The 26,563-nt window shown below is 35.1% G+C and carries 22 protein-coding genes and 1 pseudogene; 11 read left to right on the top strand and 12 right to left on the bottom strand.

Features of this window, described 5'->3' with window-relative positions:
* Together WBN20_RS02985 and WBN20_RS02980 are read left to right on the top strand one after the other, a co-directional pair.
* The coding region (locus tag WBN20_RS02985) for a pyridoxal-phosphate dependent enzyme (RefSeq protein ID WP_424280646.1) at positions 1-455 on the top strand (455 nt) is incomplete at its 5' end.
* A 124-nt stretch (positions 456-579) separates the two neighbouring features.
* The gene (locus tag WBN20_RS02980) at positions 580-1,839 is read left to right on the top strand and encodes an aminotransferase class I/II-fold pyridoxal phosphate-dependent enzyme (RefSeq protein ID WP_424274834.1); all 1,260 of its coding nucleotides are present in this window, start codon (positions 580-582) and stop codon (positions 1,837-1,839) included.
* Between the two features lie 52 nt (positions 1,840-1,891).
* Here the strand turns inward: WBN20_RS02980 and WBN20_RS02975 are convergent, their stop codons facing one another.
* Positions 1,892-3,010 (bottom strand): GTP cyclohydrolase, encoded by a 1,119-nt coding sequence (locus tag WBN20_RS02975; protein ID WP_424272709.1) that lies wholly within the window; start codon positions 3,008-3,010, stop codon positions 1,892-1,894.
* A 106-nt stretch (positions 3,011-3,116) separates the two neighbouring features.
* On the bottom strand, positions 3,117-4,217 hold the full coding sequence (locus WBN20_RS02970) for a transporter (protein ID WP_424280645.1): 1,101 nt from the start codon (positions 4,215-4,217) through the stop codon (positions 3,117-3,119).
* Between the two features lie 86 nt (positions 4,218-4,303).
* On the opposite strand from WBN20_RS02970, the gene WBN20_RS02965 reads away from it, so the two are divergent.
* Genes WBN20_RS02965 through WBN20_RS02950 form a run of 4 tightly spaced genes read left to right on the top strand, consistent with a single transcriptional unit; the run spans position 4,304 to position 9,770 of the window.
* Positions 4,304-4,570, top strand: a complete 267-nt coding sequence (locus WBN20_RS02965; RefSeq protein ID WP_424272708.1) for a DUF4834 family protein — start codon at positions 4,304-4,306, stop codon at positions 4,568-4,570.
* 21 nt (positions 4,571-4,591) lie between these two features.
* A complete protein-coding gene (locus tag WBN20_RS02960; protein WP_424280644.1) occupies positions 4,592-7,030 on the top strand; it encodes a YfhO family protein in 2,439 nt (812 codons plus the stop codon).
* A complete protein-coding gene (locus WBN20_RS02955; RefSeq protein WP_424280643.1) occupies positions 7,030-8,307 on the top strand; it encodes a glycosyltransferase family 4 protein in 1,278 nt (425 codons plus the stop codon). The genes WBN20_RS02960 and WBN20_RS02955 overlap by 1 nt, the downstream gene beginning before the upstream one ends.
* Positions 8,307-9,770 (top strand): lipopolysaccharide biosynthesis protein, encoded by a 1,464-nt coding sequence (locus WBN20_RS02950; RefSeq protein WP_424280642.1) that lies wholly within the window; start codon positions 8,307-8,309, stop codon positions 9,768-9,770. Before WBN20_RS02955 ends, WBN20_RS02950 begins: the two co-directional genes overlap by 1 nt.
* Positions 9,771-9,897: 127 nt before the next feature.
* On the opposite strand, the gene WBN20_RS02945 is transcribed toward WBN20_RS02950, so the two are convergent.
* Positions 9,898-11,118 (bottom strand): hypothetical protein, encoded by a 1,221-nt coding sequence (locus WBN20_RS02945; RefSeq protein WP_424280641.1) that lies wholly within the window; start codon positions 11,116-11,118, stop codon positions 9,898-9,900.
* Between the two features lie 183 nt (positions 11,119-11,301).
* Positions 11,302-14,082, bottom strand: a complete 2,781-nt coding sequence (gene uvrA, locus WBN20_RS02940; protein ID WP_424280640.1) for an excinuclease ABC subunit UvrA — start codon at positions 14,080-14,082, stop codon at positions 11,302-11,304.
* Between the two features lie 245 nt (positions 14,083-14,327).
* Between uvrA and WBN20_RS02935 the strand changes: the two genes are divergently transcribed.
* The gene (locus tag WBN20_RS02935) at positions 14,328-14,909 is read left to right on the top strand and encodes a sigma-70 family RNA polymerase sigma factor (protein WP_424280639.1); all 582 of its coding nucleotides are present in this window, start codon (positions 14,328-14,330) and stop codon (positions 14,907-14,909) included.
* 573 nt (positions 14,910-15,482) lie between these two features.
* Positions 15,483-16,064, top strand: a complete 582-nt coding sequence (locus tag WBN20_RS02930; protein WP_424271727.1) for an RNA polymerase sigma factor — start codon at positions 15,483-15,485, stop codon at positions 16,062-16,064.
* Between the two features lie 232 nt (positions 16,065-16,296).
* Here WBN20_RS02930 and WBN20_RS02925 read toward each other — a convergent pair whose 3' ends face one another.
* Positions 16,297-16,959, bottom strand: a complete 663-nt coding sequence (locus WBN20_RS02925) for an endonuclease III domain-containing protein (RefSeq protein WP_424271726.1) — start codon at positions 16,957-16,959, stop codon at positions 16,297-16,299.
* 55 nt (positions 16,960-17,014) lie between these two features.
* On the opposite strand from WBN20_RS02925, the gene bcp reads away from it, so the two are divergent.
* Positions 17,015-17,464, top strand: coding sequence for a thioredoxin-dependent thiol peroxidase (bcp, locus tag WBN20_RS02920; RefSeq protein WP_424280638.1), 450 nt, complete (start codon positions 17,015-17,017; stop codon positions 17,462-17,464).
* Positions 17,465-17,527: 63 nt separating this feature from the next.
* On the opposite strand, the gene WBN20_RS02915 is transcribed toward bcp, so the two are convergent.
* Positions 17,528-18,985: a TonB-dependent receptor gene (locus tag WBN20_RS02915; RefSeq protein WP_424280637.1), complete on the bottom strand. Its 1,458-nt coding sequence runs from the start codon at positions 18,983-18,985 to the stop codon at positions 17,528-17,530.
* An 85-nt stretch (positions 18,986-19,070) separates the two neighbouring features.
* Between WBN20_RS02915 and WBN20_RS02910 the strand changes: the two genes are divergently transcribed.
* On the top strand, positions 19,071-19,835 hold the full coding sequence (locus WBN20_RS02910; RefSeq protein ID WP_424275338.1) for an MBL fold metallo-hydrolase: 765 nt from the start codon (positions 19,071-19,073) through the stop codon (positions 19,833-19,835).
* A 43-nt stretch (positions 19,836-19,878) separates the two neighbouring features.
* Complete coding sequence (locus WBN20_RS02905; RefSeq protein ID WP_424271699.1) at positions 19,879-20,373, top strand: hydrolase; 495 nt, start codon at positions 19,879-19,881, stop codon at positions 20,371-20,373.
* Here the strand turns inward: WBN20_RS02905 and WBN20_RS02900 are convergent.
* The 6 genes and pseudogenes from WBN20_RS02900 to WBN20_RS02875 all read right to left on the bottom strand — a co-directional run.
* Entirely contained in the window at positions 20,370-21,029 is a 660-nt protein-coding gene (locus WBN20_RS02900; RefSeq protein WP_424280636.1) for an alpha/beta hydrolase, read from the bottom strand. The genes WBN20_RS02905 and WBN20_RS02900 overlap by 4 nt on opposite strands.
* A 1-nt stretch (position 21,030) precedes the next feature.
* A complete protein-coding gene (locus WBN20_RS02895; RefSeq protein ID WP_424271697.1) occupies positions 21,031-21,360 on the bottom strand; it encodes a hypothetical protein in 330 nt (109 codons plus the stop codon).
* Between the two features lie 39 nt (positions 21,361-21,399).
* Positions 21,400-22,653, bottom strand: a complete 1,254-nt coding sequence (locus tag WBN20_RS02890; protein WP_424280635.1) for a dihydroorotase — start codon at positions 22,651-22,653, stop codon at positions 21,400-21,402.
* Positions 22,650-24,569 carry a BatA domain-containing protein gene (locus WBN20_RS02885; RefSeq protein WP_424280634.1) on the bottom strand — a complete coding sequence of 640 codons (1,920 nt, stop codon included), beginning with the start codon at positions 24,567-24,569 and terminating at the stop codon, positions 22,650-22,652. Before WBN20_RS02885 ends, WBN20_RS02890 begins: the two co-directional genes overlap by 4 nt.
* Before the next feature lie 163 nt (positions 24,570-24,732).
* Entirely contained in the window at positions 24,733-25,740 is a 1,008-nt protein-coding gene (locus tag WBN20_RS02880; RefSeq protein ID WP_424280633.1) for a glycosyltransferase, read from the bottom strand.
* Between the two features lie 62 nt (positions 25,741-25,802).
* Positions 25,803-26,563: pseudogene (locus WBN20_RS02875) on the bottom strand (deacylase); the annotation flags it as partial.

The following is a 26,563-nucleotide window of genomic DNA, read 5'->3' as shown; positions in this document are numbered from 1 at the left end:
TTTTAAAAGAGCAAAATCCGAATATTAGGATAATAGGAGTTGACGCCTATGGATCTGTTTTGAAAAAGTTTCACGAAACCGGGGAATTCGATAATGATGAAATATATCCCTATCGAATAGAAGGTCTTGGCAAGAATTTAATTCCTGATGCCACCGACTTTAAGGTTATTGACGAATTTATTAAAGTCACAGATGAGGAAAGTGCGCATACCGCAAGGGAAATTTCCTGTACAGAGGGTATTTTTGTCGGCTATACTAGTGGAGCGGTTATGCAGGCAGTTAAACAACTAAATTTCCAGGGAGAATTTAATAAAAATAGTAATGTAGTAGTAATATTTCCCGATCACGGGTCAAGATATATGAGTAAGATTTACAATGATCAGTGGATGAGTGACCAGGGCTTTTTTGACAGTAAAAATATTGAAGAAGAGCAACAGGTTCAATATGTGAAATAGACAATATAGATTAAGATATTTAAGGCAACAGTAAGCTACTGTTGCCTTTTTTATTGCCAAATAAAATAATTTATGAATCGTGATCAAAATTCCATAATTTTGTGGACTAACCAAACGAGGCCAGATGAAAGATTTATTTGCTAGAATCATTGAGAATAAAGGACCTTTGGGTAAATGGGCATCCCAGGCAGAAGGCTATTTTGTTTTTCCAAAATTGGAGGGCCCTATTTCAAACCGCATGAAATTTCAGGGAAAAGAAGTAATTACCTGGAGCATTAATGATTATTTGGGCATGGCTAATTTGCCTGAAATTAAAAAGGTAGATGCGGAAGCTGCGGCTGAATATGGAGCAGCATATCCTATGGGTGCACGAATGATGAGTGGACATACAGATTTTCATGAACAATTAGAAAAGGAATTAGCTGATTTTGTTCATAAGGAATCTTCTTATTTGCTAAATTTTGGATATCAGGGAATTTTATCTGCTATAGATGCCCTTGTTTCTAAAGATGATATTATTGTTTATGATGTGGATTCCCATGCCTGTATAATAGATGGAGTTCGCTTGCATATGGGTAAGCGATTTACATTTGTGCATAATGATATAGAAAGCCTAAAAAAGAATTTAGAGCGCGCTACTAAAATGGCAGATCAAACTGGTGGTGGTATTCTGGTGATATCTGAAGGTGTTTTTGGAATGCGCGGGGAACAGGGTAAACTCAAAGAAATTGTTGCACTAAAAAAGGAATATAATTTCAGGTTATTGGTAGATGATGCCCACGGTTTTGGGACCTTAGGCAAAACTGGAGCCGGAGCTGGTGAAGAGCAGGGTATTCAGGACGATATAGATGTATATTTTGCAACATTTGCAAAATCTATGGCAGGAATTGGCGCCTTCTTGGCTGCCGATAAGGAAATTATTGATTATTTGAAGTATAACTTGCGTTCTCAAATGTTTGCGAAATCGCTTCCAATGATCTATGTGAAAGGAGCATTAAAACGCCTTGATATGCTGCGCACAAAGCCAGAATTGAAAGATAAACTATGGGAAAATGTAAATGCACTGCAAAATGGACTCAAAGAAAGGGGCTTTGATATAGGGACAACCACGAGTTGTGTTACACCAGTTTATCTTAATGGCAGTATCCCTGAAGCTATGGCTTTGGTTCGGGATTTAAGAGAGAATTATGGTATATTTTGTTCAATAGTAGTGTATCCGGTTATTCCAAAAGGAATGATTTTATTGAGAATGATTCCAACATCAACTCATACTTTGGAAGATGTTGCAGTAACACTCGATGCATTTTCGGCTATAAGAGATCGATTGGAGAACGGCACCTATAAAAGATTATCTGCTGCCGTGGCTGCTGCTATGGGAGAATAAGTTTAAGCGCTATTTCAATTAAAGTTATTTCAATTATTAAAACGGAAAGTTTCTAGAGCGTTTTTCTGTAAGTTCTTCTGCGCTTATAGATTTCTGGGTTAAAGTGTTTCCACATTTGACGAATAGCAACATTTTCCTCTAATTCCGGAGTTCTGTAACAATTCCTAATTTTTTTCGCCTGAAAAATTTTGTGATATTCATTCATAATTATTGCGGTAACTCCCTTATTCTGATACTCCGGATGAACTCCAATAAGATAAAAAATCACATCTTTGCTATTTCTTTTTGCATTCAAAAGATACAGAAAACCAAATGGAAATAGCTTGCCGTTCGCTTTTTGCAATGCAGTTCCATATGATGGCATTACTATAGCAAATGCTACCAGTCTATTATTACTGTCAATTACAAACTTTATATACTCAGGATTGACTAAACCAATATGTTTATTCTTAAAATAAGCTTTTTGCTCGTCGGTTAAAGGAACAAATGAAGATAGCTTTGAATATGTTTCATTAAACAGATCAAACATCTGGTCTGCCCAGGGCATAATATCGGCAGATTTTGTAAAATTCATTTCTTTTAAACCATACCTCTTTTTTATCAAGGTTTGTATTTTAATAAAGTGTTCAGGTTTGGTATTACTGGCAGGAAATCTGTTTTCCATGTATTCCTTTTCCTTTAACAGGCCATGTCGTTCATAATGACTTTTATAATAAGGATGATTATACCAGGTAATCATTGTTCCTATATCGTTAAAGCCTTCAACTAATACGCCTACTTTATCCAGATTAGAAAAACCTACAGGACCTTCCATGTACTCGAGATTATTATTTTTGCCAATTTCCACCACCTTGTCGAGCAATGCTTTTGAAACCTGCAGGTCGTCAATAAAATCAAACCAGCCGAAGCGCATTTTGGAGTTTAGTTGTTCATTTACCTCTATCCAATTGATAATGGTCGCTATTCTACCTACTAATTTATTATTCTTGTATGCAAGAAAAAACCTGGCTTCCGCATGAGTAAAGTTTGGGTTTTTTTCTTTGTCAAATGTTTCAAGCTCATCTGAAATAAGTGGAGGAACCCAATAGGGGGATTCTTTATAAAGGGTGAAAGGGAATTTTATAAATTTTTTTAGATTCGATTTTGTAGTAGCTTCTTCGAGCCTTATCATACCATTTAAATGTATGGTCAAGATAAGAGATATTTGTTGAAGGAATTAAATTTTAAGACAATTTTCACTAATTCAAATCACGAAACAGCAGAGTGAAGAACTTATATTAGAAATCAATTACTCCATTGTCAGAAGTTTTATTTTTTTTATCTTTTTTCCTCTGCTTTTTTATGTCTTTTTTGGATGGTCCCAAGTCTATATCTTCGGCTCCTTTTCCTTTGTTCCGCCCTTTTGCCTTTTTTGTCTTTTTATTTTTCTTCATAGAATTCTTCTTAATTGAACCGCCATTTTCACCAGCTTTCTGATCTTCAATTGGGATCAAGACATCTTTATGTAAATCCAGTCTATATGATGCTCCTACTGAAACAAAAAGTCGGCTTGGAGAATTCTTGAAGCTGCCACCAAGATTCGCATCAACCTGAAAATTTTCATTAACCAAAAACGCACCACCACCCCGTAACAATACATCGGCATAACGATCACTGCTAACGCCCTGGTTTTCCAAAAACACACTCCATTTGGGATTTCTTAGCGCATGAGATAATGAAAGTGTATAGCCCAGTTCCGGATCATCTGTGGCAATTCTATCATATGAAATATTAGAGATCAAAACAAATCTGGGTGTAAGTCTACTTTGGGTTGCCAGCATTACCCTTGGAGAAACAGTAGGATCTGTAGGATAAAATGGATTGTCGCCAATAACGAAATTGGCACCTGCATATACAGAAATTGCCGGGATTAAATTTTTAAATTTAAATTTGTTATTGGCCTTCCAACTGTACAAGTTTGGCTTGTTACTATCAGGATTTTTAAAAGGATCAAAGATCAAATACTTTGCCCCAAGGCGGTTTCTTGAAAAATTAGTTCTTGATTCTATAAATCCCAGGGAATTGTAAGTGATAATCTGATTTTCATAAGTACCTTCCCAATTTAGTTCTAGATTCTCTAATAACAAGCCATAGCGAACTGAAAAATCCAGGCCATATATATTTGAATCATAATTCAGATCAGCGTGATCCCGCTTTTCATAAGACAATCCCAATTCTATTTGCGGGATTCCTTTTCCTACTGCATAGGCACTTACAGATAAACCAGGTCGGTTAGAATTAATTACATCTGTATATTGGCAAATAGCTAACAAAGGGGTCGATAATGCTAATAAAAAAAGAGCGTTTTTAAGAATATTTAGTTCAATAACTCGAAACATCAGGTATATTTTAATATTATTTTATGAATTTTGTAATGTTAATACAACGTTGGAATTGTATTTTTGATATATAGAATACAGACATTATGGGTTTTTTAAGAACGATTTTTATAATTCTTCTGGTATACTATATGCTCAAATTATTTGCTAAATGGTTTGGTCCCAGAATTTTTGGCTATGCTGCAAGAAAGACTGAGAAACATTTTAAGGAAAGATTTGAACAATTTCAAGGCTATCAAAATCAAGAGAAAAACACTAATGAAGGTGAGATTATTATCGATAAAAAAACAGTTCAAAAGAATAAGGATTCCCAACAATTAGGGGAGTTTATAGACTTTGAAGAAATTGAGTAACCATTACCACTAAAGCAACCAATGAATAGAGGTACAAAGGCTTTACTTATCCATTTTTTTGCGCTTGTTTTTTTTGTTGTTGCCTCTTTGGCATATTTCTACCCCGTACTTCAGGGCAAAACTATCATTCAATCCGATATTATCCAATATACCGGAATGGCTAAGGAGCAAAATGATTTTAGGAAAAACACCAAAGAGGAGGAACCTTACTGGACTAATAGTGCATTTGGGGGAATGCCAACATATCAATTAGGCGCCTACTATCCGCATGATTATGTAAAAAAGCTGGACAGGACGATTCGATTTCTTCCACGTCCTGCAGATTATTTATTCCTGTATTTTGTTGGTTTCTACATATTGTTATGCTGCTTAAAGGTGGATTATCGATTAGCAATCTTTGGGGCACTGGCATTTGGTTTTTCAACATATCTTATTATTATACTAGGGGTAGGGCACAATGCGAAAGCCCATGCCATAGGATATTTACCATTTCTATTAGGCGGTATCATACTTACTTTCAGAAAAAAGTACATCTGGGGTTTTATCCTTACCTCCCTCGCTATGGCATTAGAAATAGGAGCAAATCATTTCCAGATGACCTATTATTTTATGCTACTTGTTCTTGTACTCGGCGTGGCATATTTAGTTGATGCCATTAAAAAAAAGAAACTAAAACACTTTTTCTTTTCTGTGGGGCTACTTGTCGGAGCAGTAGTTTTGGGGATTGCTGCTAATGCCACATCCCTAATGGCAACCAAAGAATATGCAGATTGGAGCACAAGAGGTAAGTCGGAACTTACGATAAAGCCGGACGGGTCTTCCAGAGAAAACCTGGAGGGATTGGATAAGGAATATATAACTCAATACAGCTATGGAATATTTGAATCTCTGAATTTATTTGTTCCCAGACTTTTGGGAGGCAGCAATAATGAAGATCTGGGTACTAGCTCTAAAGCTTATGAATATCTAACAGAACAAGGATTACCCAGAACAAAGGCTTTGGAATTCAGTAGTGCCCTTCCATTGTATTGGGGAAATCAACCGGGGGTAGCAGCACCGGCTTATATTGGTGCCATTATCATTTTTCTTTTTGTCTTAGGGCTGTTTTTGGTAAAGGGACGTTTAAAATGGTGGTTATTAGGTGGAACTTTACTTTCACTCTTTTTATCCTGGGGAAAGAACTTTGGTATTCTTACGGATTTTATGATTGACTATTTTCCACTTTATAACAAATTCAGGGCGGTTTCTTCTATACAGGTAATCTTAGAACTCTGTGCACCCATCCTCGCGGTAATGGCCTTAGCACAAATATTTAAGCCCTCAATAGCAAAAAGTAAAAAACTAACGGCTTTGAAAACGAGTTTAATTATTGTAATAGGACTGGGCATAACCCTATTTATAATTAAAAGTGTTTTTGATTTTACAGGTTTAAATGACAACACATATCAGAAATATTTTGGTGATGAGGTTATGACGATGATAAAGCGAGATAGAGAGGCCGTTTATATTAATGACACCATACGTTCTTTAATATATGTGCTGCTGGCAGGTCTCGCTATTTGGCTCTATCTTAAAGGGAGACTTAAGCAAAATATTGTGATTCTGACGCTTTCCTTGCTTGTAGTATTTGACTTGGTAGGCGTTGATCTTAGATATGTTAATAAGAAAGATTTTGACAGACAAAAAAGAATGTCTCAACCGTTTCAGCAATTGCCAATGGATAAGCAAATTGCCGAAGACAGCGGAGTATTCAGGGTTTATGACCCTTCAGAAGGACTTAACGGCGCCCGAACATCCTATTTTCACCAGTCTATTGGAGGCTATCATGCAGCAAAACCCGCCGGGATGCAGGATTTATTTGATTTTCATATTTATAAAAATAATTTGCGAGTCCTGAATATGCTCAATGTAAAGTATATTGTTCAACAAGATGAAGAAGGCAGGAGTTATGCAATTACAAACCCTGAAGTCAATGGTAATGCCTGGTTTATTAGAAGACTTATAGAGGTAAAAAGTGCTGATGAAGAAATTATGGCACTTGATAGTTTGGATGTTCTTAATGAAGCTGTTGTAAACACTTCTGATTTTTCTCAAATAAACCAGTTTAATTTTCCAAAAGATTCCTTGGCTAACATTAACTTAAAGGAATATAAGCCTAATCATTTAACTTATAATACAAACAATTCAAATAACGGACTGGCAGTATTTTCAGAAATGTATTATCCCGGAGATTGGAAAGCTTATATTGATGGCAAATCGGTAGATCATTTTAAGGTCAATTACGTATTAAGAGCATTGAATATCCCAAAGGGCAATCATACAGTGGAGTTTAAGTTTGAACCAAAAGTAATTGAGACCGGTGGAAAAATTACTTTAGCAAGTTCCATTTTAATGATCATTATGATTATAGGGGGAGGTTTATATTCAATATTTCGTTTGCGTAAAAAGAAGGAGGGATAATGCATAAGGTCCTTATCATTAGTTATTATTGGCCTCCTGCGGGGGGGCCGGGAGTTCAGCGATGGTTGAAATTTGTAAAGTATTTACCTGAATTTGAAATACACCCTGTCATTTACATTCCTAAAAATCCAAAGTATCCCATTACAGATAGTAGTCTTAATCAGGAAATTCCTGAAAATATTACTATTTATAAAAATAAGATCTTCGAACCATATTTTTTTGCAGGATTTTTAAGTAAAAAGAAAACTAAGCAAATAAGTTCGGGGGTCATAAGTGATGAAAACCCTTCTTTAATAGAAAAATTTTTGCTGTGGATTAGGGGCAATATGTTTATACCGGATGCCAGAAAGTACTGGGTAAAGCCTTCAGTCCGGTTGTTAACAGGTATAATCGAAAAAGAGGAAATAGATACCATAATTACTACTGGCCCTCCTCATAGCCTCCATTTAATTGGTTTGGAATTAAAAAAGAATCTGGATGTTAAATGGCTTGCAGATTTCCGGGATCCATGGACCTCTATAGGTTACCACACTAAACTAAGGCTTACAAAAGCATCCCAAAGGAAACATCGGCAATTGGAAAAAAAAGTTGCAAATGGATGCGATAAGCTTTTGGTTACCAGCAATACTACTAAAACTGAATTTGAAACAATTACCACGACTCCGGTCTACGTTATTACCAATGGTTATGATATTCCGGAAAGTGAGCTGCCCTTTAGTGGTTTGGATAAAAAATTTACACTTTCTCACATTGGTTCACTGCTTACTGGTAGAAATCCGGAAAACCTTTGGAAAGTACTTTCCGAAATCATTAATGAAAATGAGGCTTTTCGGAATGTCTTTCAACTAAACTTAATTGGAGTGGTCGGCCAGGATGTTTTAAATTCGATAAATGATAATGGGTTAGAGTTCTATACAAGGATTATAGAATATGTCACTCATGAGGAAGCAGTGAATTATCAGAGAAGATCACAGTTATTACTTTTAGCAGAGATTGATTCACCACAAACGAGAGGTATTATTCCTGGAAAACTATTTGAGTATCTTGCTGCCAAAAGGCCAATTTTAGCCATAGGGCCTGAACAATGGGAAGGCGGGGAAATTGTAAAAAGCACCAACTCGGGGATTGTTTGCAATTATAATTCTGTAGCAGATCTTAAAGCTGTAATTTTAAAATGGTTTCATCTTTATCAGCAAGGAATTTTAATGGTATCTTCAGTAAATATTAAAGAATATAACAGAAGAACGCTTACCGCAAAGCTGGCTGAACTGTTGTAATGGGAATAATTTTTAAACAATCGTTAAAGAATACTACTATCACTTATCTTGGATTTGCGATAGGAGCTGTCAATACACTTTTCCTCTACACCCGCTTTCTCACTGATGAGTATTATGGCCTTGTAGGTGTAATTCTCTCTACATCGGCAATTCTAATGCCATTGATGGCTTTTGGTGTACCCAATACTCTTGTAAAATATTACAGTAATTTTCATGCTACCAAATCGGCTGATGGTTTTCTCACCCTAATGATACTGCTTCCTTTGATTATTATCATTCCCCTTGCTGGAGTGAGTTACTTTGCAAATGAAGCAATTGGTAATTTCCTGGCCAGTAAGAATGTTATTGTAAAGGATTATGTATGGTATATTTTCTTAATAGGAATGACTATGGCTTATTTTGAAATATTTTATGCCTGGTCCAAAGTTCACATGAAATCGGTTTTTGGAAATTTCATGAAAGAGGTATTTGTTAGGGTAGGGGTCAGCGTGCTCTTAATCCTTTTGTATTTAGAGCTAATAGGTGTAGATTTTTTTTTAAAGGCATTGGTAGGTCTTTATCTTTTTAGAACTATCATAATGAAACTATATGCCTTTAGTCTAAGAAGGCCAAAACTGCAGTTTAACTGGCCAAAGAATAGTAATTCTATGATAAATTATAGTATTCTGATCATTCTGGGTGGATCTACTGCAGTAATCCTTTTGGAGATAGATCGTTTTATGATCAATCAGTTTATACCTATTCAAAATGTTGCATATTACACTGTAGCTATTTTTATTGCAACCGTAATTGCTGTGCCTTCAAGGGCCATGCACCAGATTACCTACCCAATGACCGCTGAAATACTGAATAGGAATGATATAGCTGGGCTGAAAAGAATATATCAAAAAAGCTCATTAACCCTGTTTATTGTGGCTGGTCTTATTTTTATTCTGATCCTGCTCAATCTTAATGATCTATATTCTATGCTGCCAAAAGCATATCGAGGAGGTTATTTTATCGTTCTATTAATTGGATTCACTAAACTTTTTGATGCTCTAATTGGGAATAATAATGCAATACTCTTCAATTCTGAGTATTACCGGGCTTTATTATTTATGGGTGTTCTTTTGGCAGTTTTCACCATACTTTTCAATTGGTTACTTATACCCGTATACGGATTAAATGGAGCGGCTTTTGCAACATTTATGGCCATATGTATTTACAATACAGTTAAACTGATATACGTTAAACTTAAATTTAATATAATACCATTTACAAATGAAACCATAAAAATTGCAGGTCTTCTGGTTTTAATGGTGGCTATTTTCTATTTCGTGGAATTTACTTTTAATCCATTAATTAACATTGTTTTAAAAAGTGTACTTATTACTAGCTTTTATGTTGGAATCTTATACCGATTTAAAATATCTGAAGATGTCTTTGGCGTTCTTTCTGGATTTTTAAGAAGAAAAGGGAAATAAAGTAAACTATTATTTTAATGAAATCTCAATTTTAACTAATATAATTATCCGGAGATTTCCAATAATAACCCCGCAGGGACTTATCCACTGCGGGGTTAAACAACTAACCAACCTAAAACTCTCTTTATTATATCTTTGTACTTCTACTTCGTGTATTGTTACTTTTTCCGGAATTCCTGGAAGGACTTCTACTTACTTTTTTATTAGAGGTACTTGCCCTCTTAATAGTTGTACTTCCTGAATTTCTACCCGAAGGCTTAGACGCAACTGATCGTTTTGTTACTGTCTTAGTGCTAACGGTCCTGCTTTTTGTTGCAGATCTTACCGGTCTTTTATAGCTACTGTTGCTGCGCTGAACTTTTTTACTACCTGGAGTTGCCGCAACTTCCCTTTTTGTTATAGTTCTACTTGATGCAGACCGCATAGATCCTTTATCTCTATTTCTAACAGCAGTACTTTTAATAGTTCTACCAGAATTGGCAGGAGTTCTTTTTGTACTATTAACCGATGTTCTATTAGATCTGTTCACAGTTGAACTGTTTATATTCCTTTTGGTATCAGTTCTATTGCTTCTTTGAGCAACTGCTTGCGTATTTCTTACTGAATTACCGGTTCTGTAATTATCGCCTCTTCGCGAATTATTTTCTCTGGCAGTCACACGTTTATCATTTCTGTAAACCTTGCTGCGCCTGTTGTAATTTTTATGATGGTCATAATGATGACCCACCCTGGCATAGGCTCTCCTATGATTATAATGATATGGTCTGTAATACGTATATCGCACAGGGTTGTAATATCTTCTGTATGGGTTATTGTATACCAGGCAGTAACCAGCTGCAGGTCTTACGAAATAGCCGTAATAGGGCCTGTATGTATAATATTGGTTATATACGTTAACAAATCCTGAGTAATGGCTATAATACCCTCTGTTATTATAATACACGTACATTCCACCAACTCGTCTCACTCTTCCATTTCGGTACCATACATCAACACCACCAATTTGATTAACACGTCCATAATAATCATAAAAGACAGGTACATTTTGAACTTGAATAACTGCACCATAATCATCATATTGAACATATGGATTATAATCATAACCTGAATTGAATGTAAGGTTGGTACTTCCGAAATTTACATTAGCTCCTACATTAACACGGTTGTCAATATAGAAATCGAATTCTCCATCCGGATAAACGGAAAACGTAATGCCATTTTCAACAAAGATGAAGGAATTGTTGTATTTATAAGCATTGCGTATTGCAACCTTATTTTCCACGGTGGCTGCCATGGTACCCGCAGTACCTAAAAAAAGAGCCGTAAAAATGAATATTAAATTTCTCATGATATAAGGTTTTAAATTTCCGAATGCAACTATTTACATTCACCCAACTAATACCAAACAGTGTGCCAGAAATATTAATATATTTATAAAACATTGTAAATCAAGTAATTAAAAATTATTATAGCCAAAGAATTCAACTATAATTTATTTTTTTATAGGGAAAGAAGGTTTTGTTAATTGGTACTATCGCAATTTTTCGCGTAAGTATCGTGCTGTATGAGATTTGGCTTTTAATACAATTTCTTCAGGGGTGCCTGAAGCAATTAGCTCACCGCCTTTGTCACCTCCTTCGGGTCCTAAATCTATAACGTGATCTGCACATTTGATAAACTCTATATTATGCTCTATAACAACAATAGAATGACCCCTGGCTATTAAAGCGTCCAAAGATTTTAAAAGCTTTTTAATGTCATGAAAGTGAAGCCCCGTAGTAGGTTCGTCAAAAATGAATAAAGCCTTCTCTTTAGTAGTCGCTTTTACAAGGAAAGACGCCAGTTTAATCCTTTGTGCTTCTCCACCTGATAGGGTAGAAGATGATTGGCCTAAGGTTACATAACCCAGACCTACCTCTTGAAGGGGACGTAATTTACCAACTATTTTTGTTTTTAAATTAGTTTCAAAGAATACAATGGCATCATCTATGGTCATGTTCAATATATCATCAATATTGGCATTTTCAAATTTTACCTCTAGAACTTCTTTTTTGAAACGCCTTCCACCACAAGTATCGCATTCTAAATGAACATCAGCCATAAACTGCATTTCTACAGTTATCTCACCTTCTCCTTTGCATTTATCACACCTGCCACCATCTACATTAAAGGAGAAGTGTTTGGCTTGATAAGCTCTGAGTTTGCTCAATTTCTGTGAGGCAAACAATGCCCTGATATCATCATAAGCTTTAATATACGTGACCGGATTTGAACGCGAAGATCTTCCAATTGGGTTTTGATCTACGAACTCAACGTTTTTTACAGACTGAAACTTTCCGGACATTTCTGTATATTGACCTGCCTTTTCCCCATATCCGCCTACTTCTTTAAGTAATATTGGGTAAAGTAATTTTTTTACCAATGTACTTTTTCCACTTCCTGAAACTCCCGTAATTACTGTGAGCATATTAAGTGGAAAAGTGACATCAATATTCTTTAAATTATTTTCCCTTGCGCCCTTAATTTCAATAAAATAATTGGAAGTTCGGCGTATTTTAGGAACTTCAATTTCCATGGTTCCATTCAGGTAACTTGCCGTAAGTGAGGATGATTTTAGGATTGTATCCATAGGCCCGTGGGCAACTACTTCACCTCCATGTGTACCAGCTTCCGGACCAATGTCAATAACCTCATCTGCCGCAAGCATTATATCTTCATCATGCTCAACAACAATAACGGTATTACCTAAATCTCTGAGAGATTTTAAAACTATTATAAGATTCTCTGTGTCTCTCGGATGTAAGCCAATACTAGGTTCATCCAGGATATACATAGATCCAACCAAACTACTGCCAAGAGATGTTGCCAGGTTTATTCGCTGACTTTCTCCACCAGATAGCGTATTTGATTTTCTGTTGAGTGTTAAATAGCTTAAACCAACCTTTTCCAAATAGCTTAGTCTGGATTTGATTTCTGCTAATAATCTTTTTGCAATTTGCAAGTCGTATTTATTTAATGATAGCTTATCAAAAAATATGATTAAGTTTTCAATTGACAATTCCACAAGATCTGAAATAGATTTGTTATCAATCTTAATATAATTGGTTTCCATTCTAAGGCGCTTCCCTTTGCAGGAGCTACATTTTGTTTTTCCTCTATATCTGGAAAGCATTACCCTATTTTGAATCTTATAGCTCTTTTCTTCTAATTGCCGGAAGAATTTATCTATTCCTATAAAATGCTCATTACCTTGCCAGATCAATAGTTTTTGCTCCTCACTAAGTTGATACCATGGTTTATGGATAGGAAAATTAAATTTATAAGCAGAATTCACTAATTGATCTCTATACCAACTCATGCTCTCACCGCGCCAGGGAAATATGGCATTTTCAAATACAGACAAGCCCGAGTTAGGTATTACAAGATCCTCATCTATGCCAATTACATCGCCATATCCTTCGCACTTTGGACAAGCCCCGTAAGGATTATTGAAACTGAAGAGATGTGCGTTAGGTTCCATAAAAACCATCCCATCCATTTCAAACTTATTGTTAAATTTGGTCACCGCTCCATTATCGATTTCTTCAATAAAACAGTAGCCTTTACCTTCAAAAAAAGCTGTATCCACTGCGTTGGCTAATCGATTTAGAAAATCTTCATCATCTTTCTTAATAATTCGATCTACAACCAATTCAAAATTATAACCAATATCCTTTAAAGATTCATCAATCCTGATGACCGTGCCATTATGTTTTATCCTTGCATATCCTTGTTTAGAAAGCAATTGTAAAGATTTCACCGGATCCCTGTCTTTTGAAATAACAATTGGAGCCAACAATAAGAGTTTGGCACCTTCATCAAAAGATTTTACGTGTTTTATTACATCTGTTACGTTATGTTTTTTAACTTCTTTACCGGATATAGGTGAATAGGTTTTGCCAATTCTGGCATAAAGAAGCTTCAAATAATCATAAATTTCCGTTGTTGTGCCCACTGTAGAACGTGGATTAGTGGAATTTACCTTTTGTTCAATGGCTATTGCCGGGGCTATGCCTTTTATATAGTCTACTTTGGGCTTATCTAATTTACCCAGGAATTGCCGGGCATATGAGGAAAGGCTTTCTACATAACGACGTTGGCCCTCGGCGTAGAGCGTATCAAAGGCCAGACTGGACTTCCCGGAACCCGAAAGTCCGGTAATAACAACTAATTTATTTCGGGGGATTACTACATCAATATTTTTAAGATTATGCAGTTTAGCCCCTTTGATTATGATATTTTCCTTGGGATTTACTTCGGTTATTGCAGACATTTCTTCCGTTAGGTCCGCAAAGATACGATATGTTGAATTCAAACACCAATAGGTAGTCTTTTACATCTAAATTCTGCAATATCACAACATTGTTGACCTGAGAAAATATTTTTTCTCTATATTTGAGGCATAATAACTAAAAAATCAGCCTATACGCGAAAATTACTTTTTTGAACATTAACCTGAATGACTAAAGTCCTTTCCCAAAAGAAAGGCCCCTAAGTTTAACCAAAAAAGTAATTAGTATGCGACCACAAGTAGCGGACTCAATTTTAGTTCAGAATTACATTAGCGGGGATGAAAAATCCCTGGAAACTCTAATAAACAAGCACAATCAACGTCTTACCAGTTTTATTTATTCCAAGGTCCTGGACAGGGCGATTGCTGAAGATATCTTTCAGGATACCTTTATAAAGGTTATAAGGACCTTAAAAAGAGGCGCCTATAATGAAGAAGGTAAGTTTTTACCTTGGGTAATGCGCATAGCTCATAATCTCATAATAGACCATTTTAGAAGGAATAAGCGCATGCCCAAATTTGAAGGCAGTGAGGATTTTAACATTTTTTCGGTTTTGGGAGATGATAAGCTGGATGCTGAGAGACAGTTAATTAAAGACCAGATAGACAGTGATCTTGGATTATTAATAGAAGAACTTCCTGATGATCAAAAAGAAGTCCTTATAATGCGTATATATAAGGATATGAGTTTTAAAGAAATATCTGAAAATACAGAGGTAAGTATTAATACTGCTTTGGGTCGAATGCGATACGCCTTAATTAACCTAAGAAAGATCATAGAAAAGAACAATATTGTTTTAACGAATTAATAGGTTCTATAACGACTAATACAAATGGTTCCATAATCGTTGCGTTATTTAGACATAACATTAACACATATGGAACAGATTTACCCGCGACAGCAAAACAAATGTAAGCTTGTAAAAACAAAGCCAGAGACTATACAGTTATTATTTCAGTATTCCAAGTCTTTGAATATTGTAAATCACAAAGGACTTACATTTGAGAATAATTTGAATTAACCATTTCCCTATATTATTAGGATATACATTAATCCCTTTGATAATACGTCAAGGGGATTTTTAGTTTCTGGTAGTTGCTCAAGTCACTTATTTAAGGAATTCGAACTAAACGGAGAATATTTCCGGCTTGCGGAAAATCCGTTGGCAACTAAATTATTATGGAATTATTGTATCAAAAATTGCCAAATCGCTCTTTGACATCAAAAATCAGGGGTTTTACAACATAGTTTTTCTCAGACCTCGGTATTTGAATACTTTTAAATTGTAATTATGAAATCATAGCTACTATATATTTAAACTATTAACCAAAGGGCCATCAAAAAGAAGCTCCTTTATATTAACCAAAAAATACTACCAATTATGGAATTTGAAATTGATGATTCAGAATTAGTAAGAGACTATATCAGCGGCGACGAAAAAGCACTTGAAGTTCTTATAAACAGACACAACCAACGTATTAGTAGTTTTATTTATTCCAAGGTTCTGGATAGGGATATAACGGAGGATATTTTTCAGGATACTTTTATAAAGGTAATTAAAACCTTAAAAAAAGGATCTTATAGCGAAGAGGGGAAGTTCTTGCCGTGGGTAATGAGAATATCACATAACCTTATTATTGATCACTTTAGGAAGAACAAGCGTATGCCTAAGTTTGAAGGAAATGATGATTTTAATATTTTTTCGGTTATAGGTGACGACAAACTTAATGCAGAAAAACAGATTATTAAAGATCAGATAGATAGTGATCTTGGATCGTTGATTGAAGAATTACCCGATGATCAAAAAGAGGTTCTGCTTATGAGAATTTACAGGGACATGAGCTTTAAGGAGATTTCTGAAAACACCGGAGTTAGCATAAATACTGCCTTGGGAAGAATGCGATATGCACTTATAAACCTCCGAAAGATAATAGAAAGACATAATATTGTTTTAACAAATTAAGAGCAAGAAATACATAAAAGCAATATTTCCATTTTAGTTGCGTTATTTATACATAACAATACTATAATAATATGGAAAAAATTTACTCAGAAGAACAAAATGCTTGTAAACTGGCCAAAACCAGTCCTGAGACGATTCAATTCTTACTGAATTATTCCAGGTCCTTCAGAGTTACGAAGTACAAGACATTCAAATTCGAAACAACTTTGAATTAAGAAAAGATAGCCCGCAATTAGCGGGCTTTTTTTATTTTATAATAATCTTCCAATATCTTTTTTCTCCCTATCGTTTTGGTTATTAGGTCTTTGTCCAGATCCCAGCCTCTGGCCGGCGAATATTGACGACCATACCAAATAATTTGAAGATGCAGATCGTTCCATAATTCTTTGGGAAATAACCTTTTCGCATCTTTTTCGGTTTGAACCACATTTTTACCATTAGAAAATCCCCAACGATACATTAAACGGTGAATATGTGTATCAACCGGAAAAGCCGGTATACCAAATGCCTGAGAGACCACTACACTTGCCGTTTTATGGCCAACTGCCGGTAATTCTTCCAATAAGCTTATTTCCGATGGAACATTACCCTGGTACTTTTCTATCAATATTTCAGACAGGCCATGGATTCCTTTCGACTTCATCGGTGAAAGCCCTACTGGCCTAATAATTTCTTTTATTTCCTCAACAGACATTTTAATCATGTCGAAGGGATTATCAGCTTTGGCAAATAATTTAGGTGTTATTTGGTTTACCCGTATATCTGTACTTTGTGCCGATAATAATACGGCGATTAGTAATGTATATGGATCTTTATGTTGCAACGGCACTGGTATAACAGGATATAATTCCTGCAGTTTTTCTATTGCAAAGGATACTTTTTCCGATTTCGTCATTTTTGTTTAATTTTACAATTAAAAAAATAAACACAAATTTAATTTAAAATAGACAATGAACACACTTAAAGAAGGTGATAAAGTCCCTGATTTTACATCTGTTGATCAGGATGGTAATTTGGTAAAATTAAGCGACTATTCCGGTAAGAAGTTAGTGGTATTTTTTTATCCAAGGGCTAATACTCCCGGATGTACCGCAGAAGCTTGCAATCTTCGCGATAATTATGCGGAACTCCAATCAAAAGGGTATGAACTTCTGGGGGTTAGCGAAGATTCTCAAAAAAAACAAGCGGGTTTTAGAGATAAATATGAATTTCCATTTCCGCTTTTGGCAGATGAAGATCATGTCGTAATTAAGACATTTGGAGTCTGGGGTCCTAAAAAATTTATGGGCAGGGAATACGATGGTATTCACAGAAAGACTTTTATTATTGATGAAAGCGGTTTTGTTACAAAGGTTATTGACAAAGTTAAAACCAAAGATCACGCTGCCCAGATTCTGTAGAATTAAACTATCAGCATAAAAAAAGGCCTTAATACTTAAGGCCTTTTTAATAGAATTTAAGCATTAAGCTTTTTCTTTTAGTTTATCGTCAGTTCGCATAAAAAGGTGTTCTTTCTTTATTATTTCCGAAATACCTTCTGGCAGCATTTTCTCCCAACCACCTTCTCCACTAGTGATTTTTTTCAATACATCTCTGGAGAATATGTCCATAATTTCAGGATCGTAGTCTATAATATCCATTACTTTCCCATTGTACTTAAAAAATTTGTATAACTCTTTCATTCTCGGATGAACCTTCACGTTATTACTGGTCATGATCTGACCGGTCTCCGGATTCTTCATCGGATAGAGATATACGATAAGTTCTTTAAAGAATAACTTGCCAAAAGCTTCCAAAATACCACCACTTAGGTGCCTGTAATATTTTTCGTCAAAAATGTCCACCAGGTTATTAACTCCCATGGTAAGACCAATTTTTGCCTTGGTATAATTGTTAAAGTATTCAACCAATTTAAAATATTCCTGAAATTTTGAAATCATCACAGAATGTCCCAACGAACACAATAATTTAGCCCGGTCCATAAAATCGCTTTCATCTATTTCGCCCGAAGCTCTTAAATTAGACAATGTAATTTCAAATATTACAATGGAATTATCTTCATCAACCGCCGGATCACGGATAAAAATTTCATAGGACTTTTCAAACATATCCATGTTCACTTTAGTCACAGGTCTGAAACTCCCTCTGAGGGCAAGGATATTTTTTTTATATAGAATAGCCGCAGGAAGAAGGTTATTCCCGTCGGGTCCAAACATAACCGCATCGGTCATATCATTTCTGATAAGTTGAAGACTCATAAGTCTGTTGTCAACGTTTGCGAAATTCGGACCCGAGAAATTTACCATATCAATCTCCAGGGTATCCCGGTCTATATGGTCATAGAGGTATTTTAATAATTTTCTGGGTTTATTATTCTTGTAAAATGCACCGTAAATGAGATTTACACCAACTATACCAAGGGTCTCCTGTTGCAGACGTGCTTCGTTTTGCATAAACCTGACATGTAATATGATCTCATCAAATTCTTTTTGAGTTGGATCTAATTGAAATCGGATTCCTACCCAGCCATGACCTTTATACCGCTTTGAAAAATCTATTGTTGCAACCGTATTCGCATAGGTAAAAAACAGTTTATCCGGATTTTCCTCTCTGCTAATACGTTCTTCCATAAGATGCATTTCATGAGAAAGCATCTTTTTTAGCCTGCTTTGAGTAACATACCTGCCTGCAGTTTCTACACCATAAACGGCATCGCTAAAGGATTTATCATAGGCACTCATAGCCTTAGCTATTGTACCCGAGGCGCCGCCTGATCTGAAAAACCATCTGGCGGTTTCTTGACCGGCCCCTATTTCTGCAAATGTCCCATAGATATCGGGATTTAGATTTATTCTAAGGGTCTTAGCCTTTATTGAAGGAATATTTTCAAAAGCCCGATCCTTTTTGAATACTGAAGCCATATATAGTTTGCTTTAAGCAAAGTTAACAAGATTGGCGTATCTATTAAATAAATAAGTTATAAATTTGAAATAAATAGATGACAGGTTGAAAATAACTTTTTTAGGCACTGGCACATCGCAGGGAATACCGGTTATTGGAAGTAATCATCCGGTCTGTTTAAGTAAAAATCCCAAGGATAAAAGACTTCGAGTTTCTGTTCTGATTTCATGGAAAAACTATAATTATGTAATTGATTGTGGTCCTGATTTCAGACAGCAGATGTTAACTAATAAAGTTACCAAATTAGATGGTATTCTCTTTACTCATGAACATGCAGATCATACGGCAGGTATAGATGATATTCGCCCTTTTTTCTTTAGGCAAGGTGATATTCCTGTTTTTGCACACGAAGATGTAATCTTATCATTAAAAAGGAGATTTGACTATATTTTTGCCGATGAGAACAGGTATCCCGGGGCTCCGGCGGTAAAGGTGAACCTGATACGGAATAATGAACCCTTCATAATCGGAGACCTTCCAGCAATACCAATTGAGACTTATCACAACCGGTTAAAGGTTTATGGCTATAGAATAGGTGACTTTGCCTATCTTACTGATGTTAAGACTATTTCTGATGAAGAAATAAATAAACTAAAAGGAGTTAAAGTACTGTCTTTAAATGCATTACGAATAGAACCACATCATTCTCACTTAAACCTCAAAGAAGCTCTTGAATTAGTAGATATAATTAAACCTGAAATAGCATATCTTTCTCATATAAGCCATTATTTGGGTTTTCATGATGAAGTGGAAGAAAAATTACCTAAAAATGTACATTTGGCATATGACAATCTTGTTGTCTCGGTTTGAGTTTCAAAATAATAATTTTAGTTAGTTTAATATCTTTAATTTTATGAAAAGTAGAATATTTATTTACCTGTTCATTTTTGCCGCTTTGTTATCGCTTTACTTATTTGTAAGCAGCAATACCATGTTAGAGAATAAGGATTTAAAAATTAAGAATCTGGAATCTGAAGTTAGCGTACTTCAGGATTCTGTTCAAAAATTACAACTTCAGGTTTTTGATATGCAATATTTTTCATTGCAAAATAATGATGATGCCCTGTCGTATTATGATCACCTTGGACTGGAAAACCCTTCTCGCTATATTTCAGATAAGTTATTGGAAACCAATGAGCAGAAAGGAGATAATCCATTGGTTCCGTATGAGGGAATGGAAAGTGATTTTAAGATCAATAAGATAAAAATACTGAATCATCAATGGATAATAGCAGATTTTTCAGATGGTAAATATTGGGGAGAACTACTTTTAAAATACGAGTTGAAGGATGATATGGGTGTTAATTTTACAATGATGGACCATCTTTTATATACGCGGAGTAATTAAATATTTTCTTCAAGCCATTTTCTAAAGGAGTAAAAGTTTTGGGGCGAAACCCCATGACCTACAGGAAATTCCTCATATTTATAATTAATCCCAAGCTTTTTTAAGAGAATAGGTGCTTTTTGAGCCCATTCCGGTGGGATTACCTGGTCTACCTGTCCGTGGGAAGCATAAATGTTAAGATTTTTATAGTCGTTTTGAGCGTAATTCTTTTCTAGGATATTCTCATCTATATAGCCACTTAGGGCCACCACATTTTTAACCTTATCCGGAAATGAAAGTGCAACGGCATAACTTAAAACTGTACCCTGACTAAAACCCAACAGAGTGACATTGTCTTTATCTAATTGATAGGCTTTACAGGCTTCCTCAATAAAACTAACAATTTTGTTTCTCGATGAAATTGCTTGTTTCTCATCACTCCATTTTCCAAATGATGCATCAAAGTTAATGGCATACCAGGCATTACCAAAGGGAGGTAAAGGATATGGCACTCTTGCAGAAATAATAAAACATTCTGAAGGTAATTCTGAAGCGAACGAAAACAAATCTTCTTCGTTGCTGCCGTATCCGTGAAAAAGAAAGATAACAGGTGGACGACCATTTTTTATTGAAGAAGGCCGAATTATATGATAAAGGGATAGGGGTATTGTTTCCATTCTATTGAATAAAGCTAAACCATTGCTGAAATGAGGCTCCCAGGATTGGAACAGGCTGTTTTTTATTATTCAAAGCTCCCATAAGACCATATATCCAGAGAACAAAATAAAATATATACAAACCTAGCCATACAAAAAAATTGAACCATTGACTTAAAAAAAGTGCACAGCCCATAAAAACCAGATGCAAACCAAATGCCTGCCTTGTATGAAATCTTGCAAATTCATTTTTTGGTTCCATATTCATGGTTATTGCTATTAAAGAACCAATAATAGTAAAATAGGCTATTATCGCTGTTGTTTTTCCTTTCGCTACCGAATCTTGTTCCAAAACCCTTTTTTTCTAATTAATACTTAAGTCATTATTGTTTCAGACTATGATTTGATTGTTTGCTATTATTCCGTAAATCTTACCTTTCATTTTTTCACCAAAAAACATACTGTTCTTTGAAGTTGAACTACAATGCTTTTTTGTATAAATAAACTCAGATTCAGGATTAAAAAGAGTAAGATTAGCCAAAGAACCTTTTTTAATAGTCACCGGACTTAATCCAAAACGTTCTCTTCCTTTAGATAAAAGGGTGATGGCCGTTTCTGTGTCGAATAACTCATTTAAAATACCAAACGCATTTTCAAGACCTATGGTGCCATAGGCAGCATTATCAAATTCTATACGTTTTTCTTCAATATCAATTGGTGTATGATCTGAGGTTACAAAATCTATAATGCCTTCTTTAAGGCCTTTTATCAAAGCACTTATATCTTTTTTCGTACGAAGTGGAGGTAAAACCTTGTAATTGCTATCAAAACTATCCAAAACATCGTCAGAAAACAGCAAATTATGTACAGCAACACTACAACTGATGTTAAGCCCCTTCCGTTTAGCTTCCCCAATAAGCCTAACGGACTTGCCCGTAGATATTGTTGGGATGTGGAGACAGCCTCCAGTGTATTCCAGAATAAAAAGGTCTCTGGCAATTTGAAGTTCTTCAGCCAGTGCAGGAATTCCCTTTAACCCAACCCTTGTAGACGAAATACCTTCATTAACAATACCCTGGCTCATTATTTGCTTATCCATTGGAAAAGAGCAAATTAACCCTTTAAAATCCTGGGAGTATTGTAAGGCTATCTTTAAAAGATTGGAATTTGCAATAGATCTCTTAAAATCATAGAATCCAACAGCCCCCGAATTCTGCATGTCATAAAGTTCAGCAAGATCATTACCTTCGCTAAGCACAGTAAGAGTCCCCAAAGGGTGTAATTTTGTCGGATGTTCTTTGGCGGCATTTTTAAGAAAAACAATTGCGCCACTGCTGTCGGGCAGAGGATATGTGTTAGGATTAAGAACAATATCGGTATAGCCACTTCTTGCTGCCACTGTGATTCCATTCTTAATGGTTTCACGTTCTTCGTACCCTGGCTCACCAAAACTTACACTGCTATCGAACCAACCGGCAGAGACATGCAAATTTTTTAATTTTAGTGTTTTTATATTCCCGGCAGGCTTAATCGATGTAGATATTTCTTCAATAGTCCCATTAAGAATAAGGATATCGCGTTTTTTTAAATGAAGTTTACTGTTGGTTTTGTCAACAATTGTGGCAGATTTTAGAAGTATGTTCATTTAAATATTTTTTGAATAAGAACTTCGGCCAGCATAAAAAGCAAAGCAAAAATAGTAAACCATTTCCATAGCTCAGTTACTCTGTTGTCTTTTTCCATGGTTTCAAAGACTTCGGTTAAATTATTTACGCTATTATTATTTAAAATGTCCAATTCAGCATAAATAGATTCGCTTTCTGTTCTGGGGTAATTAAAACTAATATTTTGAATAGGTCTGGAATCTTCACTAATCGTGTAAATACCATCTTTATTAGGATTGTAATTAAAGGTTAATACAGTTTTATTTGAAAAAGACTGTTGTTCGGGTATAAATTCATATTCTTTCCTGGTAACCTTTAGAATATTATCCTTTGCCCATTCCGCCTTAACATCTATTGTGGTAATTTGTCCCAGGGTATTATATAATTTAGGCGATTTAAGACTATTTGACCCAATACTATAAAATGTAGGGACAATAAGAGGAGAATTCTTAAAATTAGAATTTGTATTGTTGATAGCAGCTGTAAGCAAGTATATGCCATCCAGTCCTACAATGAAAGCAGATTTATCCTGTAACGAAAGTATTTTTGGAGCCGTGGTTCTGGTTTTGAAATAGCTTGTGACTCTTGGATATTGAAAATTACTTACTCTTTGGGCAAATACATTCTTATAAAGGGGATGATCAAAGTTAATTCCTGTGATGTTGCGTTCTTCATCAATTCTATTTATAAATGAAGTGGAATAATAATTACCGATGAAACTATTATAGCTTTCAATATTTGAATCAAAAGCAGGGATAATTATTAGATGACCACCTTTCTGAGTATAATCGCTTAAAGTATTTTTGAGTGATACAGGAATAGTTTTTAATTCATTTAAAACTATTAGGTTTTGCGACTCCAGTATGCTATAATTAAGATTATTCATTCGCACATCTGCAAATATGAATTCATCTTCGGTAAATATTCTTTTTAAAAACTCACTATCAGACTCGCTTACAGATAATACTTTGATTTTGTCCTTTTGATTAATATTAAAAAACAACTGATTATCATAAGGCAATCCAATATCTGATATTTCAATTTTTCCTATAATAACTTCGTTGGCAGGTAATGTAAATGTAACATTAGATTTTCTGTTCTTATCAAAAGTTGCTGCCGTTTTAGCAATTAATTTATCATCATTATATAAAGAAACAGGTATAGTTTCCAAAGCACTTGTTGTAGTTAAATTCACCGAAAGATCTATTGTGGTTGCATTTACCTCAGCGACATATGCCGAATCCAAAACACTATTGTCAAGATTTTCTGCCTTAACCCCAACCATAAATGTTTGGATATTTCGCAAAGTATCGGTTTCCTGCAAAGCGGTTCTGTTTTGAAAATCAGAGACTAGCACCAAATATTTAATGGATTTTTCATCTTCGCTAAAGAAATTTTTCCCTTTAAGAAGGATATCCTTAAATCCTAACTGATTATAAGTATAAGGCAGGTTCAAAAGCTCATTGCGAACATCCATCAAGTTGATGTTGCTAAAAACTTTATCATTAGTGAAAAGAGTAAAAGTATTATCCTTAGGAAGACCTTGTAATAACTTCTGAACTGCATCCTGGAGCAGCGTTCCATTCTCTGTTTTGGCCTGCATGCTAAATGAATTGTCCAGGTATATTACGGTTTCTTTGGCATATGAAGCAGACTCCTTAGCGAAATAGGGTTGTGAAAAAGCGAGGATAAGGCCTGATAGTAATAATAGACGGGAGAAAAGTAAAAGCCATTTTTTTATCGTACTGCTTTTGCGAGATTGGGAAACTACTTTTTGTAAAAGCTTTACGTTAGTGAATGGAGTTTTTTTAAATCTCCGAAGCTGAAAGAGGTGAATCAATATGGGAATTAGCAGCAGAAAAAAGGCCCAAAAGAGTTCCGGATATTTAAACAGCATTCCCAAATTTGATTTGACAAATATATAAAGTATTGAGAAGATATTGCCTAGTTATTATGACAAAATTCGGAAGTGAATCAAGTAGATTGAAAAATTGAAATTAATATCAATGCTGAGTCCACTCGAAAAAGATAATAAATGGTTGATTAAAAAAATTTAGTCTTTAACAAAAGAAAAAATAATCGACCATTGAGGATTGACCCAAATTTGAAAAGAAATTCGTGATCATTTTCTGAGCCTCTTCATTTGCAACTGTAACTATACTTTGTGGTTTTTCAAGTTTATGGAGATAATTAAAATGTCTCAATTCCTGTCCATAAATATTTTTACCTATTTTTTTTGGGTTATCGCATAACCAATAAAAAGGAATATTTTGCTGTAACAATTCTCTGGCAAGGCTTTTTCCTTTATCTCCGGCACCCCAAACGGTTAAAGGTCGTCTGTGATCATGGTGAAGCTTCAGAAAGTAATACAGTTTTAATTGTAAAAAATAATTCTGTGCATAGTGCTCACTGGTTCTTGAGGTTCGGGTGTCATAGTCACGCCATTTGTGCAAAATCTCATTACATGGAATACACTGCAAACCCCGCTCATAAAATCGAAACGTAAGATCATAATCTTCAGGGTATATATTGGGCTCAAAAGCACCACATTCTTCTAAATCTATTTTGTGGACCATCCAGCAAGGGGAGGGGATAACACATTCCTTATAGATCTCAGAGAAGTTTACTCCTTTGGCTGTAAGTTTGTTCAACCATTTTTCATATCGCATATAACCATTGCCGACTCCACGATCCGAAAAATAACGAACACCTCCTACTGCAATATGTCCTTTTCCATGTTTTTCTAATGATGAAGCCATGATTTCCAGCTTTTTGGAGTTCATAATATCATCAGAATCCATTCTTGTCAACAATTCACCGTTACTTAAATTATAAGCTGTCCTGAGTGCTGAAATTATACCATCTCCTTGATTGGAATGTACAATTATTCTGCTATCCCTTAATGAATATTCTTCAACCACAGCACGGCTGTTATCCACTGAATGGTCGTCTATAGCCAGGACCTCCCAGTTTTGGTAACTTTGAGATACAATAGAATCCATACATTCCTTCAGGTACATCGAAGTGTTTTTAAAAGGAATTAAAATGCTGATTAAATAATTGTTCATTAGCGTCTGGAGTATGTCCCTAAACCTTGAAATTTAGGTTTTACAATGTTGTAAAGGAAACATCATTTTTTACGTTGATTTTTATTTTTTTTGATGGGCATAATTCGTTGATATTCCTGAAACCTATGGACATAACCTACACTCAGCTCCGTAAAATTTGCCTGTCCAAGATTGGCATTAAGATGCGCTCCAAGGTATATATTATTTTTGGGTCTCTTGGTGGTATTTATAAAATACCATTTCAGCCCTAAACGAGAGGAAACCGTTCTTTTTAATCTGTAATAGCTATCTAATTCTCCTAAGACAATTATTTCTTCTCCTTGTGCATTGAAAATTGTATAGCCATCATTTAATTGCCAATCTATTTTATAAAACGGCTTATAAAAGTTTATTCCAATGTTTATTTCCGCCCCAACATGCCCCATTAGCAATTCGGCAACCCCTGAAATGCCAAAATTGCTAGCGTACAGTGTAGGATGTTCTCTTAGATAAGGATACAGATCCTGTACCAACTGCTCATTATTTACAATATAATCATGATAATGTTCATAAAATATGTAGTAAAGACCTACCCCAAATTTGAATGTCCGGTTTATTACCTTTCCTCCGGAAAGGGCCACAGAAATCACCTCTTTTTTATCATTAAAAATTGGAGAAAGAACGTTCTGGCCTATTCCTGCGCGAAGAGACCAATAATATTGGATACTCCTAAGATTATTTTCCCTTATTTCACTTTGATTCGTATCTTTTATTTCAGACCCTGCAGGTATTTTTACCATCACACTACCTACAACAGAATTGAGGCCCTGGTTAGGCAGTCGTG

It is taken from the genome of Eudoraea sp. (assembly GCF_049665975.1).
Lineage (GTDB): Bacteria > Bacteroidota > Bacteroidia > Flavobacteriales > Flavobacteriaceae > Eudoraea.
Note: the sequence above shows the minus strand (reverse complement) of the source record. Positions and strands in the feature narration are given on the sequence as shown.

Bases quoted from the DNA above. Each gene is read 5' to 3' on its own strand.
- WBN20_RS02950 (WP_424280642.1), top strand. From the start codon at position 8,307: ATGGGAATAATTTTTAAACAATCGTTAAAGAATACTACTATCACTTAT.
- uvrA (WP_424280640.1), bottom strand. From the start codon at position 14,082: ATGTCTGCAATAACCGAAGTAAATCCCAAGGAAAATATCATAATCAAA.
- WBN20_RS02965 (WP_424272708.1), top strand. From the start codon at position 4,304: ATGGGTTTTTTAAGAACGATTTTTATAATTCTTCTGGTATACTATATG.
- WBN20_RS02925 (WP_424271726.1), bottom strand. From the start codon at position 16,959: ATGACGAAATCGGAAAAAGTATCCTTTGCAATAGAAAAACTGCAGGAA.
- WBN20_RS02955 (WP_424280643.1), top strand. From the start codon at position 7,030: ATGCATAAGGTCCTTATCATTAGTTATTATTGGCCTCCTGCGGGGGGG.
- WBN20_RS02945 (WP_424280641.1), bottom strand. From the start codon at position 11,118: ATGAGAAATTTAATATTCATTTTTACGGCTCTTTTTTTAGGTACTGCG.
- WBN20_RS02970 (WP_424280645.1), bottom strand. From the start codon at position 4,217: ATGTTTCGAGTTATTGAACTAAATATTCTTAAAAACGCTCTTTTTTTA.
- WBN20_RS02960 (WP_424280644.1), top strand. From the start codon at position 4,592: ATGAATAGAGGTACAAAGGCTTTACTTATCCATTTTTTTGCGCTTGTT.
- WBN20_RS02900 (WP_424280636.1), bottom strand. From the start codon at position 21,029: ATGGAAACAATACCCCTATCCCTTTATCATATAATTCGGCCTTCTTCA.
- WBN20_RS02975 (WP_424272709.1), bottom strand. From the start codon at position 3,010: ATGATAAGGCTCGAAGAAGCTACTACAAAATCGAATCTAAAAAAATTT.
- WBN20_RS02935 (WP_424280639.1), top strand. From the start codon at position 14,328: ATGCGACCACAAGTAGCGGACTCAATTTTAGTTCAGAATTACATTAGC.
- WBN20_RS02885 (WP_424280634.1), bottom strand. From the start codon at position 24,569: ATGCTGTTTAAATATCCGGAACTCTTTTGGGCCTTTTTTCTGCTGCTA.
- WBN20_RS02880 (WP_424280633.1), bottom strand. From the start codon at position 25,740: ATGAACAATTATTTAATCAGCATTTTAATTCCTTTTAAAAACACTTCG.
- bcp (WP_424280638.1), top strand. From the start codon at position 17,015: ATGAACACACTTAAAGAAGGTGATAAAGTCCCTGATTTTACATCTGTT.
- WBN20_RS02905 (WP_424271699.1), top strand. From the start codon at position 19,879: ATGAAAAGTAGAATATTTATTTACCTGTTCATTTTTGCCGCTTTGTTA.
- WBN20_RS02915 (WP_424280637.1), bottom strand. From the start codon at position 18,985: ATGGCTTCAGTATTCAAAAAGGATCGGGCTTTTGAAAATATTCCTTCA.
- WBN20_RS02890 (WP_424280635.1), bottom strand. From the start codon at position 22,653: ATGAACATACTTCTAAAATCTGCCACAATTGTTGACAAAACCAACAGT.
- WBN20_RS02980 (WP_424274834.1), top strand. From the start codon at position 580: ATGAAAGATTTATTTGCTAGAATCATTGAGAATAAAGGACCTTTGGGT.
- WBN20_RS02930 (WP_424271727.1), top strand. From the start codon at position 15,483: ATGGAATTTGAAATTGATGATTCAGAATTAGTAAGAGACTATATCAGC.